Consider the following 18,462-nt stretch of genomic DNA (forward strand, 5'->3'; position numbering starts at 1 on the left):
CTCCAAATATTCAACTGGATGTTGAAAAAAGAAAGTAGTCCGAGCTACTAAAAATTCTAAGGAGATATAAATGAACATAGCTACAAAAGTCACTCCAAATATTATTGCAACAAAGGATGTGTCACTTGAAGATAAATATATAAGTGATAACGGTACAGCATATATGACCGGCATTCAGGCACTCGTTCGGTTGCCTCTTGCACAAACTCGCCGTGACGCGATGAATGGTTATCATACTGCTGGTTTTATTTCTGGTTATCGCGGTTCTCCTGTTGGTAACTATGATAGTTTCCTTTGGCAAGTTCAAGGATTACTTAAATCCCATAATGTTGTATTTCAACCTGGTGTAAATGAAGACTTAGCTGCTACCGCAATCTGGGGTACCCAACAAGTTAATCTTTCAGGCCAAGGCAAATATGATGGAGTGTCTTCATGGTGGTATGGTAAAGGGCCGGGTGTTGACCGTTCAGGCGATGTACTCCGCCATGCTAACTTAGCTGGTACCTCTGAACGTGGTGGTGTCGTTGCTTTATTTGGTGATGACCACTCATGTAAATCTTCTACAATTCCTCACCAGTCTGAACATGTCATGATTGGTTGTGGTATTCCAATTTTCTACCCAACATCCGTTCAACAAATTTTAGACTTTGGTGTACACGCCATTGCCATTTCACGTTTTTCTGGCCTCTGGTCTTCAATGAAACTGGTCAGTGAAATTGTGGAAACTTCCGCTTCAGTTCATGTTGATCTAGACCGTGTTACTCCCGTTATACCAAAAGACGTTCATTTCCCTGCCGATGGCGTCAACATTCGTTGGCCAGATCATGGCATTCAGCAAGAAGAACGTCTTTATAAATATCGTTTACCTGCTGTTTTGGCCTATGCCCGTGCCAATAAAATCAATACCGTAACATGGCCTTGTGAAAATGCCCGTGTTGGTATTGCAGCAAGTGGTAAAGGTTATTTAGATACGATCGAAGCCTTACGCATTTTAGGTATTGAAGATGAAACTGCCCAACAGCTTGGGCTACGTGTTTATCAAGTTGGTCTAATTTGGCCTTTAGAACCTCAAGGCGTTCGTGAATTTGCAGAAGGTTTGCAAGAACTGATCGTTATTGAAGAAAAACGCCCAATTATTGAAGCACAAATTAAAGATGAGCTGTATTCACTTCCTGATGGCAAACGCCCACATGTGATTGGTAAAGCAACTGATGGTAAAGGTGAATGGAGTACCTCTATTGAGGAAGCACCACTCATTGGTCACTATGAGTACCAGCCTGAACCTATTGCAAAAATGCTGGCTACTCGCTTCTTAAAACTAGATATTCCAGAAAGCTTAAAAGTACAAATCCAAAGCAGAATCGACTTACTGCTAAAAGCAGAGCAAGAATCAAAACGTGTAATCGATCTTGCTGAGCGTAAACCATATTTCTGTAGTGGTTGCCCACATAACTCATCAACAGTCGTTCCTGAAGGTAGCCGTGCATTAGGCGGTATTGGTTGTCACTATATTGCTGTTTCACTTGACCGCGGTACAGAAACGTTCTCTCAAATGGGCGGTGAAGGTGTAAGTTGGGTGGGTGCATCACCTTTTACTAACGAAAAACACATTTTTGCTAACCTTGGTGATGGAACTTACTTCCACTCAGGTTACTTAGCAATTCGTCAATCTATCGCTGCAAAAACTAATATTACCTACAAAATCCTCTACAACGATGCTGTCGCTATGACAGGCGGTCAACATGTAGATGGACATTTGAGCGTTGCACAATTAACTCGTCAGCTCGATGCCGAAGGTATTAAAAAACAAGTTATTGTCACTGATGAAGTTAAACTATTAAACGAAGAAGATGGGATTGCACCGGGTGTAGAAATTCGCCACCGCAATGAACTTGACGCGGTTCAACGTGAATTGCGTGAAGTTTCGGGTGTGACCGCTTTAATTTATGTACAAACCTGTGCCAGTGAAAAACGCCGTCGCCGTAAACGTGATGCCTACCCTGACCCAGCTGAGCGTTTATACATTAACAGTGATATTTGCGAAGGCTGTGGCGACTGTTCGAAAAAATCAAACTGCTTATCTATTGAGCCAGTAGAAACAGCTTTAGGTACTAAGCGTCAAATTAACCAAAGTAGCTGTAATAAAGACTTCACTTGTGCCGAAGGGTTCTGCCCTAGTTTTGTGACTGTTCATACACGTGATATGAAACGTCCAGCTAAATTTGAAGGAATTGGCGCAGGCTGGCCAACATCACCAATCATTCCTCAATTATATGATGTTCCAAGTCGTATTATGGTCGGTGGTATTGGCGGTACAGGTGTTGTGACTATTGGTGCACTCCTTGGTATGGCAGCTCACCTCGAAGGTAAAGCGACACGTGTTATGGACATGGCTGGACTTGCGCAAAAAGGTGGTACGGTTTATTCATACGTACAACTTGCGGCAAGTGATGAGCAAATTTCTTCTACTAAAATTCCAGCAGGACAATGTGAATTACTGATTGGTGCCGATGCCGTAGTCGCTGGTGGTAGTGCCGCACTTTCTCGCTTAAGAGATGATGCTTTAGTCATTGTTAATGAAGACAGCACGCCGACTTCTGAATTTATTAAATCTCGTGACTGGTATGCACCTATTACCGATTTAATTGATCGTCTTCGTGGTCGTGTTCGTCAAGGTCAATTGGTTTCATTACCAGCAGCCCGCATTGCAACACAACTACTGGGTGATGCAATCTATACCAATCAATTGTTACTCGGTATGGCATGGCAGTCTGGTCGTATTCCGCTATTACGTGAAAGCATTGAAAAAGCAATTAAGTTAAATGGTACTGCTGTTGAAAAGAACATCGAAGCTTTCCGCGTGGGTTGTCACCTTGCAAGTGACCCAGCTTTAGCTGCACGTTTACTTGCGGCAATGCCAAAAACCAAAATGCCGCAAACGTTGGCTGAACTTGTTGAAGACCGCTCTGCTCGTCTGACAGACTATTGGAATGACGCTTATGCAACTAAATACCGTACGCTGGTAGAACTGGCTGCTAAAAAGTTACCAGAAGAATTAACTGGTACGATTGCAACCCAGCTTTATAGAGTCATGGCATATAAAGATGAATATGAAGTTGCACGTCTGTTAACAGGCAAAAGCTTCAAAGAATCGATTGAAACACAGTTCGGTAAAGGCTTACGTTTAACTTACCATCTTGCTCCACCAGCATTACTCGGTGGTCTGCAAAATGTTCGTAAACGTGCGTTTGGTTACTGGATGCGCTTCCCAATGATGATGCTTGCTCGCTTACAATGGCTACGTGAAACTTTCCTTGACCCATTTGCGCGCCAAGAAGAACGTCAACACGAACAAGCATGGCGTGACCGTTACATCGCATTTGTTGAAGCACTGGTTGAAGCTCCAGAAAATCATAACTTGGCTGTTGCTGAACAAATTGCAAAATTACCAGCAGAAGTTCGTGGTTATGGACATATCAAAATGAAAGCAATGGACGCTGCAAAAGCGCGTTGGGATGAACTTACGCCAACACTGATTAAAGTTCGTAGCTAATAAATTTCTTAAAAATTAAATCTCAAAATAAAAAAGTCATCCTCAGGGATGACTTTTTTATATGTTCAAATATTTATTTAGTCATCTTACGTAAAGTCAAAATCTGCTCGCTTCGTCCAAATGGGCCATAGATATCATGTAAAACCGCGCTTGTTAAGCCAATGCCATCCGATCCATATTGCTGAACAGTTTCCAAACCTAACCATTTACCTTGCGGATAACGATGCATATGAATTTGCAAATCAAGATTTGGAAAGCCCCACGTAAACTCACCTTCTTGTCTTGGTACAATTCCGTTTGCGGTATCCACCATGCCAATCAAATGTGCAAAATCTGTTGTCGGCTGCCCTTCAACCATTTCTTTATCATTATTTAGCCAAACAATGCCTTTACCTGCGCGATGCTGATCATCAATTTTTGTCACTAATGTTTGAATAAAACCACCCGGCCATCTTTTCATACCCTTCCACTCTGTAAAAGAGTCTGGATGATGAACTGGCTGATCTTCAAGCCCAGCAATAGCAGAACTGTCTTGAGTACACATTCGCCATGCTCTGGCAACAATACAGGTTTTACCTTGTGCTTGCATTTCAGCTTCTATTAGCTCAATTGTTTTTCCGGCACGAATCACTTGCGTCTTAATTGTAAATTCACCAAAGGCAATAAGACCGAAAATATCAAAACTAATTCGACCAATTCGCATATCTTGTCGTGGCGAAAATTGCTCTAACTCAGCTGCTATTAAGCCACTTGCAGGCGCCATATGCTGTTCATGAGGGTTCCAAGCACCTTGTGCATAAACAGTTGCGCAATAATGAGCAATGACTTCATCTTGAGGACCAATTGTTCTATTCAGTAATTGATAATAAGCATTCATGATTTTCTTTCCTTAGTCCTTATCGAACATCAATATTTAATGAAAGTTCACGTTTTAATGCTTATATTAGTGATCTATTCCTTTGGCTAAATTGGTTTTTCCTACCAAAAACTCATGAGTCTAAAGTTACAAATTTAATCAGTGAGTAAAATTCCATATTTAAATTTCACCCAATGATTCCAAAAATTACGATTCACTAAAATGCAAAAGCATCTTGGTCAAGTTCCATGACCGATTCAGCTCCTGACTCAATTGCGGCTGCATGGCTTTGTGTACGATGCAAAAGTTTTTGATAGAAAAACTTAGCTGTACTTAGCTTAGCTTTATAAAAAGCTTCCTCTTGTGTACCTGACTCTAGTTTTTCATGAGCAACTTGTGCCATTCGAGCCCAAAGATAGGCAAACACGACGTAACTGGAAAAATAAAGATAATCTACAGAGGCCGCGCCAATTTCTTCGGGGTTATACTTCGCTTTTTCGGCAATTGTTTTAGTGAGCGATAACCATTGTTGCTTAAGTTCACCTAATTTTTCTAAATAAGGTTTCAGTGCAACATTTGCTTGATGTTGAAGAATGAATTGATCAATTAAATCCGTCATATTCTTCAAGAGCTTGCCTTCTGAATTTAAGACTTTCCGTGCAAGCAAATCTAAAGACTGGATTTCAGTTGTTCCCTCATACAATGTTGAAATGCGTGCATCGCGTACAATTTGCTCCATTCCATGCTCAACAATAAACCCATGCCCGCCAAATACTTGAACACCATGTTTTGCAGACTCATTACCAGACTCAGTTAAAAAAGCTTTAGCAATAGGCGTTAAAAAAGCCAGTAAATTATCGGAATGTTTTTGCTGTTCTTGATCGGCTGAACTTTCAACAATGTCTACATGTTGAGCTAGAAAATAAGCCAGCGCACGTCCACCTTCAGCAAATGCTTTTTGTGTCATTAACATTGAACGCACGGCAGGATGCACAATAATCGGATCGGCATTCTTTTCTGGATATTTTGGACCAGATAATGAACGCATTGCGAGGCGTTCTTTGGCATAACTTAACGCGCCCTGAAATGAAATTTCCGAGGCAGCGAGCCCTTGTACTGCAGTTCCAATGCGTGCCGTATTCATAAAGGTAAACATACAATTAAGCCCACGATTTTCCGGACCAATCAAATAACCTTGAGCACCATCAAAGTTAAGAACACAGGTGGCATTTCCGTGAATTCCCATTTTATGTTCAATGGCACTACAGACGACCTGATTGCGATCTTGCAAATTACCTTCATCATCTACATTAAATTTAGGCACGATAAACAAAGAAATACCTTTTGTACCTGCGGGTGCCTGAGGTAATCGAGCTAAAACAATATGAATAATATTTTCAGAAAGATCGTGTTCACCTGCCGATATAAAAATCTTTTCACCAGTAATAGAGTAACTACCATCCGGATTTGGTTCAGCCTTGGTTCTAATTAACCCAAGGTCCGAGCCCGCATGTGATTCGGTTAAACACATGGTTCCAGTCCAGATTCCACTAATTAACTTGGTTAAAAATTGCTGCTTTTGCTGTTCTGTTCCGTGGTGTTCAATTGTTCTCATCGCACCATGAGATAACCCTTGATACATTGCCCAAGCCCAGTTAGAACCACACAACATTTCAGAAATCGCAATGCGTAATAAAGTTGGTAAGCCCTGCCCACCATATTCAGGATCGGCGGTTAGAGAGGTAAACCCAAGTTCGGCATATTTTTGGTAGGCTTCTTTAAAACCTTTCGGTGTAGTCACTACGCCTTGATTTAAATGACACCCTTCTTGATCGCCATTTTGATTAATAGGTGCCAATTCATTTTCACAGAAATCTGCTGCTGCCTCTAAATATTGATCAATTAATTCTCGATTTACGCTTTCCTGATATTTACTTAAACGTTGGTAGTTCTCTTCAGTTTGAAGCATTTCATGCAGAACAAATTGCATATCACGTAATGGAGCTTTATATAAAGGCATAGTTTTTTCCCTTTCACTTCACTGCCCGTTTCATGCAGGCAGATATAGTTTTTTTCCTTAAATAGACTTTTATTTTTTCAACATTATCAAAATATCAAAAAATTTCTTATAGCAAAACTAATTTTCACTATTTTCATAAAATTTAACATGTAAAAACATCCATTAAATCTTTAATATGTTGTATTTAAATATTTTTATTAAATACTTATGTATAAAATTAAAAAACTGACCCATATTTTAATTTTGTACTGCAAAATATTATTCCGTAAAAAATCAATTTATAGTATTGTGATTACATTGCTTAATCATCCAAGGACGATTTATGAATAGCCCGAAATACACAGGTCTTGAATTTTTAACAGCTTTAAAAAATGGCGAAGTTTCTCCATCGCCTATGGCTCATACCATCCCCATGCAATTAGTAGAAGTTTCCGAAGGTAAAGCCACTTATAAAGTTACACCTAGACAAGAACATCGAAATATACAAGGCGGTGTACACGGCGGCTTTTGTGCCACAGCTTTAGATACTGCTACAGGAAGTGCTGCGCATACCCTACTCGAACATGGGGTTGGTTATGGGACTATTGATTTGAATGTAAAAATGATTCGCCCCATGCAAGTTGATACGTCTTACTACGCAAAGGCCGAGTTGATTAATGCGGGGCGCAATATTATTAGCACTGAAGGTAAAATCGTGGATGAAAATGGAAAAGTATATGCTTTTGCCACAGCCACATTAATGATTATTCGAAAATAAAAGTCGTGTTAAGCTCCTCCTTCTGGAGCTTTTTCTTGTTTTGCGATTTTGTTCATTTCATAAAAATCTAAGCGATCAATCATAAAACTCACAATGGCTAGACTTATACCTAAGGCGACACAGGCTTCCCATCCCCAGTGTTTCCATGCATAAACTGCAATAAAAGAGCCCAAGGCCGCCCCACCGAAATAGAGCGTCATATAAATTGAGTTAATGCGGGAACGCGCCTGCGCGGAAATTCGATAAACCAGATTTTGGTTGAGTACATGAAATGCCGACAGCCCAAAGTAAGCCATAATTACGCCAACCGCATAGGCCACTAAAGATTGCTGTGCAAAAAATAGTGGTATCCATGCAGTAATTAATAAAACCATGCTAACCAGTGCAACTTTATTCTCAAGTCCCGCTGCAATTTTCTTACCCGCCCACGGTGTGGCAAACACACCAGCTAACCCGACAATTCCAAATAGACCAATTTGGAAATCATTAAAATGATATGGAGCATTGGCTAAAAGGAATGTCATGGTTGTAAAAATAAGTGCCAAAATACCAAAACCAATTCCACCAGCAAAACCACGGCGAAGCAGATGAGGTTGATTTACCGCTAATGAAAATAATGAACTGTAAATTTGTAGAATATTGAGTTGATGGGATTTACGCGCAACCGGCAATTTTGACCACATGATCCAAGCAAAAAATAGAATGACGATGCCACTAATTAAATAAACAGCATGCCAAGACCAAACCGTAGAAAGTAAACCCGCAATAGAGCGCGCCAATAAAATTCCCAAGAACAAACCACTCATGAGAGTCCCAACAACTTGCGGGCTTTTTTTCGGTCCTGCCAAACCTGCGGCAAAAGGAACCAAAACTTGAGTTGCAATAGAAAAGAATGTCGCTAAAAAGGTAAAGCCATATAAGACAGGTAAAGTTTGGCTAAAAGAAAGCCCCACTTGTGCAAGCCCCGTACAACACATGAGCAAACAAATATAACTACGCTTTTCAAAGAAATCACCGAGTGGAACCAATAGAAACAGGCCAACCGCATAAGACAGTTGTCCAATCACAATGGTTAAAGCCACTTGCTCGGCATTAGCCTGCAAGGCTTTGGCAATTGAATAAATTAAAGGCTGGTTATAATAGTTCGAACCCGCACAAATCCCGCATGTCATTGCCATGATAAAAATAAAGCTTTTTGACAAAATATTCTCTGCATGGGGTCGAACTATTTTTTCCATTTTTAATTACGCCCTATTTTAAAATTTATACATCGACACAAAGTTTACGCGTGACACATCGGCCGTTCTGCCATCAAAGACTTCACGTTTACCTTGATGGTATTCCATACCGATATCCATTTGTTCAATAGGTGAATAAAAGACGTTAGCAGCATAGTCGGTTAAACGCTTATTGGCATCGGGATTGAGTTTTGCATAAGCCGTGTCGTCATCATAATCAAACACTGAAGCCGATAAGTTTGCACGCCATTGTTCATTAAATTTATATGAATAACCAATATTTACGCTATTGAGTTTATTCATAACTAAATCAGTTTTGTCTTCATTTAAAGAAAAATCACCCGCTGCATTTAAACTTGTTGAATTTGCCAAGCCGCTTTGCGTGGTATACGGCATAAATTTTTGATCACCAACAATATATTGATAATTAGCCTGTACCGATTGCTGTGGCGTTAATTGGTATTTTAACCCGCCGCCTGCGCCCCAACTTACTTTCTTCACTGTTGCGGTGGCTACATCTGCTGACTTCTCGTTAATAAAACCTTGAGCAAGTGCAGTTAAAGGCCCTTGTTTAAAGCTATAGCGTCCCGTTAATGATGGAAAAGCCGAGACTCTGGAACCTGTATATTCTAGAGCCACTTTTAAATCATTATTGGCATCAATTTTCCAGTCATAGCGAATTTGAGGTGTCCGTGTATAAGAGGTTCCAACAAATTGCGTGTAATCGACGGCTTCAGTACGTGTTTCCATGTTGGACATGAGTGACCATGTTTGACCAAAGGTCCAATCTTTATAAGTGAAAAATGCATGTCGAATACGGAATTTACCATCCCCCGTTCCCATGTTAGAGCTATCAAAGAAGTCGGCTTCAATATTTCCCGTCACTGCTTTATTTGGGCTATTAAAATAAACACCTAGTCTGCTTGCATTAATCATGGCATCAGAACGGGCATGATTAGAACGTTTATCGCTCTCAAAAGGTGTTCGGTACAAACTGCTGGTTGTTCTTCCCCCCGAATCAGGTGAAGATTTAAAATCGACCGCCGCATCAATACGGGCAATACCATAAACCTTAACATTATCAGTCCACGTCACCCATGACGGAGCAATAGGCTTCTCTGTTACAGTGGCTTTATTTTTTTCGATGTTTTCTTCAATTTTTACCTGCTTGACCTGTAAATTATTTTGAGTTTGTTTCTGAGCAGCAAGGTCTGCTTTTAGCTTTTGTAGCTCAGTTTCTAGCAAATTAATTCGCTGTTCTGTTGTATCTGAAGAATTTGCAAAAATAGTCCCTGAAGCCGCAGCGCAAGCTGCAGCTAAAATTAATTTTTTCATCTTTTAATCCTTAAAGAAGCTTTTTTTCCATGTGTATAAATTAGGCTACACGTGCATCTATTAGCTCACAGTCTGTGGCTGCCTGTAATTCATCAAAAGTTAAGCCTTCCACCATTTCCTTGACGTAAGCTTTTCGGTCTTTGAGTTCAATAATGCATAAATCGGTATAAATACGGTTTACACACTGCTCACCAGTCATTGGATATGTAAGTTCCTTTACAATTTTGGACTCACCTTTTTTGGTGACATGTTCCATATAGACGTAAATCGTTTTAGCGCCGACCGCCAAATCCATCGCACCGCCGACTGCTGGTACATCATCTGGTTTGCCTGTATGCCAGTTTGCCAAGTCTCCATTTACAGCAACTTGGAATGCACCAATCACGCAAATGTCTAAATGGCCACCACGCATAATGTCAAACGAGTCACCATGATGCATAAAGCACCCACCATCTAATAAAGTGACAAGTTCTTTTCCGGCATTGACTAAATCTTGGTCTTCTTCGCCAGGTTGTGGCGGTGGTCCAAAAGCCAAAACACCATTTTCCGAATGTAAAAAGATTTCTTTGTCTTTTGGCAAAAATTTGGCGACGTTGGTAGGCAGGCCAATACCTAAATTGACATACGAACCTTCTGGAATGTCATTTGCAATGAGTTTGGCAATATCTTCACGAGAACGTTTTTGAACTGACATTAGATATCTCCTACTTTTACAACGTGCTGTACAAAAATTCCCGGTGTAATAATGCACTCTGGGTCAAGCGTTCCTAGCTCTACCGTGTCATTAACTTGAACAATGGTATTTTTTGCGGCTTTTGCCATAATGGGGCCAAAATTACGAGCCGCTTTGCGATAAGTTAAATTACCCCAACGGTCCGCCTTATCTGCATAAATCAGAGCAAAATCAGCTTCAAGCGGATATTCAAGTACATAATTTTTGCCATTAATAGTTCGCGTTTCTTTACCCTCGGCAACTTTGGTGCCATAGCCTGTTGGAGTAAAAACAGCTCCTAATCCTGCACCTGCTGCTTGAATACGGCATGCCAAATTCCCTTGTGGAACCAGCTCTAGCTCGATTTTTCCCGCACGATATAAGTCTTGAAAAACAGTTGATCCAGCAGATTTCGGAAATGAACAAATCATTTTTTTAACGCAACCAGCAATAATCAGATTTGTTAAACCACGATCACCAGAAGCTGCATTGTTATTTACAATGGTGAGTTCTTTTTTTCCTAAATCAATTAAGGCTTCAATTAATTCAGCAGGTTGCCCCGTAACACCAAACCCACCTGTCATGATGGTTGCTCCATCAGGAATAGCTTTTAAAATCGGTTCAATGTCACTGGTGATTTTATTTATCATCTCACTTGTCCCTTTTCATCCTTAATTTAAGGTGACAGATTGATCTGTCACTCTGCCTTTTGCGGGTTAAATAATCGGTCTTTAATAAATAACAATGGAATCACGCCACAGATAAAGTACGCAGCAGCCATCACCAAGAGCCCTAAGCCAATAGAACCACTTTGAGACAGATAACCAATTGTAAGTGGAGAGAAAATCGACAGAACCTTACCAATATTATAGGCACCACCAACTGCAGAACCACGAATCGAAGTCGGGAAGCTTTCAGTCATATAGGTGGCATTAATGGCATATGGAATACCGTACAAGAAACCGAAGAACAGCATCATCCATAAAATATTAGTGGGTGTATTTAAATAGACAATGACAGGAATAAATAAGGCTGTACCAATGGTTCCAAAAGCGAATACAGCACGGCGACCCAATTTATCCGCAACAATGCCTGCAATCACTTTGGCAAACATCATGATCAGGAAGGTACCGACCATATACATCGCCATTTCTTTAAACTTGATGCCTAGATCGGACTCTAAATAAGCTGGTAACCAGTTACTTACGCCGTAATAACCAAACTGTAAAGCGCCTGTACTAATAATCCAAAGAACAAACATGGTGCCATGTTTTTTATCTTTTAAAATTTCAAGATAAGGATTCTGACGTTTTTTAGGGTGAGAACTTTGAGCCACTTCTAAAGCTTTTAATTGACGAGCTTTTTTCCATGATTCAGGTTCAGGTACACAAAAGTGCATCAAAATCGACAACACCACAGGGGTAATTGCAATCCAGTACAGGAAACGCCAACCATGTTCAGGAATAATATGACCTGCTAACAAGGTCGCAAGTAATGATCCTAAGGTATAACCCGTCATCAAGGTTGCCAATACCGTGGTACGATGTTTAGTCGGAACCATTTCTGACATTAAAATATTACAGGCAATATATAATGCACCCAGCCCCATCGAACCAAAGACACGTACAATGGCAAACTGCATATAAGAATCAGTAAAGCCAAGCGCACAGGTTAAAACTGAAGAATAAGCAATAAAAAACACAATAATGCGAACCCGTCCAAAACGGTCACATGCCCAACCACCAATCAGCCCGCCAATTGCGGAACCTAAAAGTGTTAAACTTCCTAAAGTACCTGCCTGCACACCCGTTAAATGAAACTCTGCTTTAAGACTAGTAAGGCTCAATGCCAAAAAACCTAAATCGGCCCCATCACATAACAATGTTAAAAAAGCGAATATAAATGCTGTAATCCAAATCTTTTTTGGTGTTTGAATAGCTTCACTGCTAGCCGTATTTTGCGTAATTGTTTCTGTTGTCATGTCCATATCCTCAGAAGGAACATGAGGCATCCAATGCCTCATGGCATTTGATTTTTTATTAGGCTGTAGCTTCCCTAATCATGTTTTTGGCAATAATAATTTGTTGAACTTGCGTAGTTCCTTCATATAAACGGAACAAACGCACATCACGGTAAAAACGTTCGATGGCATATTCGCTGATATAACCTGCCCCACCGTGAATTTGTACGCAGCGATCTGCTACTCGACCACACATTTCAGTCGCAAACATTTTTGCGCAAGAAGCTTCTGTGCTAATGTTTTCGCCATTGTCACGGCGGCGAGCTGCATCTAGAACCATACATTTAGCAGCGTAAATCTCGGCTTTTGAGTCGGCGAGCATGGCTTGAATAAGCTGGAAGTTCGCAATAGGTTGACCGAACTGTTTGCGCTCAATTGCATAGTGAAGAGCATCATTTAACATCCGCTCAGAAACACCCACGCTATATGCACCAATGTGCAAACGCCCTTTATCAAGCACTTTCATGGCTGTTTTAAAACCAACACCTTCTACACCACCAATCAGGGCAGACGCAGGTACACGGCAGTTTTCAAAAATGACATCACACGTGTGCGATCCTTTTTGCCCCATTTTTTGGTCAATTTTTCCCAAAGTAATGCCCGGTGTGTTCGCTTCTACTAAAAAAGCTGAAATACCGCCCGACCCTTTAATTTCAGGATTAGTTCGTGCCATTACGGTGAAAGTTGCAGCATGGGGCGCATTGGTAATAAAACGCTTAGTACCATTTAAAACGTAAAAATCATCATCTTTTACTGCACTGGTCTTTAAAGATGCAGCATCCGATCCTGACTCAGGTTCAGTTAAACAAAATGAACCAATAATTTCGCCACTTGCATAACGTGGTAAATATTTTTGTTTTTGCTCTTCTGTTCCATCAATCAAAATTGCACTTGAGCCAATTCCGTTATTGGTACCAATTAAAGAACGGAAAGCTGGTGAGGTTTGCCCAAGTTCAAATGCAACTCTAACTTCTTCTTCCATGGTGATGCCTAAGCCACCATATTCTTCTGGAATTGTGAGTCCAAACAAACCAAGCTCACGCATTTGCTGCACAATGTCATCCGGAATTTTATCTTTCTCTACCACTTCGTTTTCACGAGGGATCAATTCATTTTTTACAAAATCTCGAATTGTTGAAAGTAATTGCTCCAACATCCCTTCATCACGGATCATCTGTGATCTCCCTTCTTATGTATTTTCATCGTACCCATCAGCCAATTCCAGCTTGTCTAGCTACCATGTTTTAAATCTTGTTTACTGCGGATTTGTTTCATAGTACGAGAACGAAAACACAAATTTCAAGCTTTTTTGAAAATTAATTTCGTTTAACGAAATTTAAAAACATACCAATACACAATATCAATCACTTAGGTTCTTTAAGGGATCACAATTGCTCTATTAGAGTAAATAAGACTTGAAATAAATTCCAAAATAAGCATCATAAAAGGAATATAGTTTTGATATGCGAAACAAGGAGTGCAAAAATGAGCAAAGAAATAGGGAATAATTTCGTAGATGTTGATTACACCATTCAAAAAATAGCGATTGTAAAAATTAACCGCCCAGAAGCTAAAAATGCCTTAAACGGTGAAGTTCGTAAGCAATTAGCACAAATTTTTTCCGAATTAAGTTTTAACGATGACATCAATGCCGTTGTACTCACAGGTGGCGATGAAGTTTTTGCTGCAGGTGCAGATTTAAAAGAAATGGCAACAGCAACTTCAACAGAAATGCTATTACGTCACACTGAACGTTATTGGAACGCAATTGCCCAGTGCCCTAAACCAGTGGTTGCAGCTGTAAATGGCTATGCGCTGGGTGGCGGCTGTGAATTGGCAATGCATGCCGACATTATTATTGCCGGTAAAAGTGCAGTTTTTGGACAGCCAGAAATTAAAGTTGGTTTAATGCCAGGTGCTGGTGGCACACAGCGTTTGTTTCGTGCAGTCGGTAAATTTCATGCTATGCGCATGATTATGACAGGTGCCATGGTGAAGGCTGAAGAAGCTTATATCATTGGGCTTGTTTCACAAGTCACGGAAGACGACCAAACTATTCCCACCGCTATTCAAATGGCACAAAGCCTAGCAAAAATGCCTCCTATCGCCTTGCAACAAATTAAAGAAGTTGCACTCATGAGTGAAGATGTTCCATTAAATGCTGGCTTAACCCTAGAGCGAAAAGCCTTCCAACTGCTGTTCTCTACCGAAGATAAAAATGAAGGTGTGCAAGCTTTTATTGAAAAACGCAAACCGTCTTATCAAGGCAAATAATTTAAATCAATAAGAACAAAGGAATGGAAATGGCTAAAAAAGTATTTATTAGTGCAGGTGGTTCAGGGATTGGACGCTGCATTGCTGAAGCATTTTTAAACAATGATGATGAAGTTTTCGTTTGTGATATCAATGCTCAAAGTCTAGAACAGTTTCAGAAAGATTTTCCAAAGCTGCATATATATGCATGTGATTTAGCAGAGCCTGAGCAAATTAAGCTGATGTTTGCCGAAGCGATCAAAAAACTTGGCTATATTGATGTTTTAGTGAACAACACAGGCATTTCAGGCCCGACTGTTGCAGCAGATGAGCTAAGTTTTGATGACTGGAATACGGTTATTAATTTGAATCTGAATAGCACTTTTTTAATTACTCAATTAGCGATTCCCTTGTTAAAGCAATCAGATGCGGGTGTCATTATTAATATGTCATCAATTGCAGGACGCTTAGGCTATCCATATCGTTTGGCATATTCCACCTCTAAATGGGGTCTCATTGGTTTTACCAAAACGCTTTCTATGGAACTCGGTGCAGATAATATTCGAGTTAACGCTATTCTTCCAGGTGCTGTTGACGGTGACCGTGTCCAGCGCGTTTTACAGGCCCGCGCCGATGTAGCCCATAGCTCACTTGAACAAGTCACACAAAATGCACTTAAAAATCAGTCACTCAAATATTTTGTAAATCCGAAACATATCGCAGATTTATGCCTATTTTTAGCCTCAGATAGTGGGCGTTCTATTTCAGGCCAGATCTTACCAATTGATGGTGATAAACAATGCTTAAGCTAACTCACCAACCCTTATTTATCCGCTTAATTTCAAATACAGATCAATAATCAGGATGATCGACATGACTTATGATATTAAAAGCATGGCTGTGATTGGTGTAGGTATTATGGGCAGCGGTATTGCTCAAATTGCTGCACAATCAGGACATACCACTTATTTATATGATGCCAAGGCTGGTGCAGCAGAACAGGCCAAAGAAAAACTTGTTGCTACATTTCAAAAGTTAGTCGACAAAAATAAAATTACGCCTGAACAAGCCGCAACTGCAAATAGTCATTTAATTGTTGCGCACCAAATTGAAGATTTAAAAGATTGCGACCTGATTATTGAAGCCATTGTTGAACGTCTGGATATCAAACAAAGTTTGATGCAACAACTTGAAGAGGTTGTTTCAGAAAATACAATTTTAGCTTCCAACACATCTTCTCTTTCTATCACGGCAATTGCTGCAAACTGTAAAAAACCTGAACGTGTGGTGGGCTACCATTTCTTTAACCCTGTTCCACTCATGAAGGTTGTTGAGGTCATTCGAGGTTTAAAAACCGATCCACTTATTATCGACGCTTTAAATAGCTTGTCTCGTGCATTCGGCCACCGCCCTGTGGTTGCTAAAGACACACCAGGATTTATTATTAATCATGCTGGACGAGCTTACGGAACTGAAGCTTTAAAAATTTTAAATGAAAATGTCTGCGACATTAGTGAAATTGACCGAATTTTACGTGACGGTGTTGGTTTTAGAATGGGACCTTTCGAGCTAATGGATTTAACGGGGCTTGACGTTTCTCATCCTGTCATGGAGTCGATTTACCATCAATACTATGAAGAAGCACGCTACAAACCTAACCCGTTAACCAAACAAATGTTGGAGGCTAAACAACTCGGACGCAAGGTTAATCAAGGTTTTTATAATTATGAAACTGGTTCAAAAACAGGTGAACAACCCGCCAAGTTTGTAGACCGTTTAGCGCAATATCCAAAAGTTTGGGTAGCAGCAGATTTCTCTGAAGATAAAACACAGCTTGAAGATTATTTAACTCAGCAAAATATTGCCTTAGATACTGGCTCTGCACCGCAATCAGACAGTTTATGTTTACTCGCTTGTTACGGCGAAGACACAACTCAAGCAGCTATACGCCTAGGTGTTAATCCTGAGCAAGCGGTTGCTATAGACATGTTATATGGCATTGCAAAGCATTGCACATTAATGCCTTCACTTGTCACCAAAGCTGACTACCGTCAGGCAGCTCACTCTATTTTCAATTTAGATGGAAATACGGTCAGCATGATTGCTGAAAGTATCGGGTTCGTTGCTCAGCGTGTTTTAGCCATGGTCATTAATTTAGGCTGTGATATTGCCCAGCAAGATATTGCAACAGTAGATGATATTAATGCGGCAGTGCGTCTTGGTTTAGGCTACCCATTTGGCCCAATTGAGTGGGGCGACCAAGTAGGTAGTCAAAAAATCTTACTCATTCTCAACCGTATAACAGCACTTACGCATGACCCACGTTATCGCCCTAGCCCGTGGTTACAGCGTCGCGTCGCACTTCATTTACCTCTTACTTTTACTCACGAGTCTTGAAAAGGAATTTCTCATGTTAAATGCTTATATTTATGATGGTTTACGTAGCCCAATTGGTCGCCATGCAGGTGAACTTGCCTCAATTCGTCCAGATGATTTAGCTGCAACGGTTATTCAAAAGTTACTTGAAAAAACTGGTGTTCCGGGTGCTGATATTGAAGATGTAATTTTAGGTGATACCAACCAAGCAGGTGAAGATAGCCGTAATGTTGCGAGAAACGCGCTTTTACTTGCAGGTTTACCTGTCACTGTACCGGGCCAAACTGTAAACCGTCTATGTGCCAGTGGTTTAGGTGCAGTGATTGACTCTGCGCGTGCCATTACTTGTGGTGAAGGTGAGTTATATATTGCAGGTGGCGTAGAGAGTATGTCACGTGCACCCTTTGTGATGGGAAAAGCGGAAAGTGCTTATAGCCGTGATGCTAAAATTTATGACACCACGATTGGCTCTCGTTTTCCGAATAAAAAAATTATTGCCCAGTACGGTGGTCACTCAATGCCTGAAACGGGTGATAATGTTGCTGCCGACTTTGGTATTACACGCGAGCAAGCCGATTTATTTGCGGCTCAGTCACAAACCAAATATCAAAAAGCCAAAGAAGAAGGTTTCTTTACGGGTGAAATCACCCCAATTGAGGTTTTCCAAGGCAAAAAGCTACCACCGAAACTGGTTTCTGAAGATGAACACCCTCGCCCAAGCTCGACTGTTGAAGCACTTACAAAATTAAAACCATTGTTTGAAGGTGGTGTAGTGACTGCTGGGAATGCTTCAGGCATTAATGACGGCGCTGCGGCACTCTTGATTGGTTCAGAAGCTGCAGGTCAAAAATATGGCTTAAAGCCTATGGCAAAAATATTGTCAGCAGCAGCAGCTGGTATTGAACCCCGTATTATGGGGGCCGGCCCTATTGAAGCCATTAAAAAGGCAGTTGCACGTGCAGGGCTGACTTTAGATGACATGGATATTATTGAAATTAATGAAGCTTTTGCCTCACAAGTGTTGTCTTGCTTAAAAGGCTTAAATGTTGATTTTAATGACTCTCGCGTAAATCCAAATGGCGGTGCGATTGCTATTGGTCATCCACTTGGTGCTTCTGGTGCCCGTCTTGCTTTAACTGTGGCACGCGAACTCATTCGTCGTAAAAAGAAATATGCTGTCGTAAGCCTATGTATTGGTGTGGGTCAAGGCCTCGCTATGGTGATTGAAAACGTTTCATAATTACCAAACCAGATATCCATTCATCACAACAGCACAGTGATGAATGGATTTATTTTGCAGAGCGAAATATAATAGCAAAACTTTGCTTTATTATATTTGAGG

At 40.6% G+C, this 18,462-nt stretch carries 14 protein-coding genes; 6 read left to right on the plus strand and 8 right to left on the minus strand.

What is annotated here, in order from left to right; translation table 11 throughout:
• Window positions 1-70: 70 nt before the first annotated feature.
• Entirely contained in the window at window positions 71-3,553 is a 3,483-nt protein-coding gene (locus tag ACB088_RS09075) for an indolepyruvate ferredoxin oxidoreductase family protein (protein ID WP_375038708.1), read from the plus strand.
• A gap of 73 nt (window positions 3,554-3,626) precedes the next feature.
• Here the strand turns inward: ACB088_RS09075 and ACB088_RS09080 are convergent, their stop codons facing one another.
• Together ACB088_RS09080 and ACB088_RS09085 are read right to left on the minus strand one after the other, a co-directional pair.
• Window positions 3,627-4,430 carry a thioesterase family protein gene (locus ACB088_RS09080; RefSeq protein ID WP_375038709.1) on the minus strand — a complete coding sequence of 268 codons (804 nt, stop codon included), beginning with the start codon at window positions 4,428-4,430 and terminating at the stop codon, window positions 3,627-3,629.
• 196 nt (window positions 4,431-4,626) lie between these two features.
• Window positions 4,627-6,429, minus strand: a complete 1,803-nt coding sequence (locus ACB088_RS09085; protein WP_309950215.1) for an acyl-CoA dehydrogenase C-terminal domain-containing protein — start codon at window positions 6,427-6,429, stop codon at window positions 4,627-4,629.
• Window positions 6,430-6,736: 307 nt separating this feature from the next.
• Here ACB088_RS09085 and ACB088_RS09090 point away from each other — a divergent pair, with 307 nt between their 5' ends.
• Complete coding sequence (locus tag ACB088_RS09090; RefSeq protein ID WP_092705461.1) at window positions 6,737-7,186, plus strand: PaaI family thioesterase; 450 nt, start codon at window positions 6,737-6,739, stop codon at window positions 7,184-7,186.
• Window positions 7,187-7,194: 8 nt separating this feature from the next.
• Here ACB088_RS09090 and ACB088_RS09095 read toward each other — a convergent pair whose 3' ends face one another.
• The 6 genes from ACB088_RS09095 to ACB088_RS09120 are packed head-to-tail and all read right to left on the minus strand — an operon-like array spanning window position 7,195 to window position 13,665.
• Window positions 7,195-8,424: an MFS transporter gene (locus ACB088_RS09095; RefSeq protein WP_375038710.1), complete on the minus strand. Its 1,230-nt coding sequence runs from the start codon at window positions 8,422-8,424 to the stop codon at window positions 7,195-7,197.
• 18 nt (window positions 8,425-8,442) lie between these two features.
• Complete coding sequence (gene dcaP / locus ACB088_RS09100; protein ID WP_309950211.1) at window positions 8,443-9,759, minus strand: outer membrane trimeric porin-like protein DcaP; 1,317 nt, start codon at window positions 9,757-9,759, stop codon at window positions 8,443-8,445.
• 40 nt (window positions 9,760-9,799) lie between these two features.
• Window positions 9,800-10,453: a 3-oxoacid CoA-transferase subunit B gene (locus ACB088_RS09105; RefSeq protein ID WP_309950207.1), complete on the minus strand. Its 654-nt coding sequence runs from the start codon at window positions 10,451-10,453 to the stop codon at window positions 9,800-9,802.
• Entirely contained in the window at window positions 10,453-11,121 is a 669-nt protein-coding gene (locus ACB088_RS09110; protein ID WP_133746303.1) for a 3-oxoacid CoA-transferase subunit A, read from the minus strand. The genes ACB088_RS09105 and ACB088_RS09110 overlap by 1 nt, the downstream gene beginning before the upstream one ends.
• 47 nt (window positions 11,122-11,168) lie before the next feature.
• Window positions 11,169-12,452 (minus strand): MFS transporter, encoded by a 1,284-nt coding sequence (locus ACB088_RS09115; RefSeq protein WP_375038711.1) that lies wholly within the window; start codon window positions 12,450-12,452, stop codon window positions 11,169-11,171.
• A gap of 58 nt (window positions 12,453-12,510) precedes the next feature.
• Window positions 12,511-13,665, minus strand: a complete 1,155-nt coding sequence (locus ACB088_RS09120; RefSeq protein WP_375038713.1) for an acyl-CoA dehydrogenase family protein — start codon at window positions 13,663-13,665, stop codon at window positions 12,511-12,513.
• Between the two features lie 311 nt (window positions 13,666-13,976).
• On the opposite strand from ACB088_RS09120, the gene ACB088_RS09125 reads away from it, so the two are divergent.
• From ACB088_RS09125 to ACB088_RS09140, 4 genes are all read left to right on the plus strand, one after another.
• Entirely contained in the window at window positions 13,977-14,765 is a 789-nt protein-coding gene (locus ACB088_RS09125) for an enoyl-CoA hydratase (protein WP_375038714.1), read from the plus strand.
• 29 nt (window positions 14,766-14,794) lie between these two features.
• A complete protein-coding gene (locus tag ACB088_RS09130) occupies window positions 14,795-15,556 on the plus strand; it encodes an SDR family oxidoreductase (RefSeq protein ID WP_375038715.1) in 762 nt (253 codons plus the stop codon).
• 61 nt (window positions 15,557-15,617) lie between these two features.
• A complete protein-coding gene (locus ACB088_RS09135; protein ID WP_375038716.1) occupies window positions 15,618-17,141 on the plus strand; it encodes a 3-hydroxyacyl-CoA dehydrogenase in 1,524 nt (507 codons plus the stop codon).
• A 13-nt stretch (window positions 17,142-17,154) separates the two neighbouring features.
• Window positions 17,155-18,360 (plus strand): 3-oxoadipyl-CoA thiolase, encoded by a 1,206-nt coding sequence (locus ACB088_RS09140; protein WP_375038717.1) that lies wholly within the window; start codon window positions 17,155-17,157, stop codon window positions 18,358-18,360.
• Window positions 18,361-18,462: the final 102 nt, after the last annotated feature.

The sequence above is a fragment of the Acinetobacter sp. RW6 genome (assembly GCF_041956835.1).
Lineage (GTDB): Bacteria > Pseudomonadota > Gammaproteobacteria > Pseudomonadales > Moraxellaceae > Acinetobacter > Acinetobacter calcoaceticus.

Bases quoted from the DNA above. Each gene is read 5' to 3' on its own strand.
- ACB088_RS09075 (WP_375038708.1), top strand. From the start codon at position 71: ATGAACATAGCTACAAAAGTCACTCCAAATATTATTGCAACAAAGGAT.
- ACB088_RS09080 (WP_375038709.1), bottom strand. From the start codon at position 4,430: ATGAATGCTTATTATCAATTACTGAATAGAACAATTGGTCCTCAAGAT.
- ACB088_RS09085 (WP_309950215.1), bottom strand. From the start codon at position 6,429: ATGCCTTTATATAAAGCTCCATTACGTGATATGCAATTTGTTCTGCAT.
- ACB088_RS09095 (WP_375038710.1), bottom strand. From the start codon at position 8,424: ATGGAAAAAATAGTTCGACCCCATGCAGAGAATATTTTGTCAAAAAGC.
- dcaP (WP_309950211.1), bottom strand. From the start codon at position 9,759: ATGAAAAAATTAATTTTAGCTGCAGCTTGCGCTGCGGCTTCAGGGACT.
- ACB088_RS09105 (WP_309950207.1), bottom strand. From the start codon at position 10,453: ATGTCAGTTCAAAAACGTTCTCGTGAAGATATTGCCAAACTCATTGCA.
- ACB088_RS09110 (WP_133746303.1), bottom strand. From the start codon at position 11,121: ATGATAAATAAAATCACCAGTGACATTGAACCGATTTTAAAAGCTATT.
- ACB088_RS09115 (WP_375038711.1), bottom strand. From the start codon at position 12,452: ATGACAACAGAAACAATTACGCAAAATACGGCTAGCAGTGAAGCTATT.
- ACB088_RS09120 (WP_375038713.1), bottom strand. From the start codon at position 13,665: ATGATCCGTGATGAAGGGATGTTGGAGCAATTACTTTCAACAATTCGA.
- ACB088_RS09125 (WP_375038714.1), top strand. From the start codon at position 13,977: ATGAGCAAAGAAATAGGGAATAATTTCGTAGATGTTGATTACACCATT.
- ACB088_RS09130 (WP_375038715.1), top strand. From the start codon at position 14,795: ATGGCTAAAAAAGTATTTATTAGTGCAGGTGGTTCAGGGATTGGACGC.
- ACB088_RS09135 (WP_375038716.1), top strand. From the start codon at position 15,618: ATGACTTATGATATTAAAAGCATGGCTGTGATTGGTGTAGGTATTATG.
- ACB088_RS09140 (WP_375038717.1), top strand. From the start codon at position 17,155: ATGTTAAATGCTTATATTTATGATGGTTTACGTAGCCCAATTGGTCGC.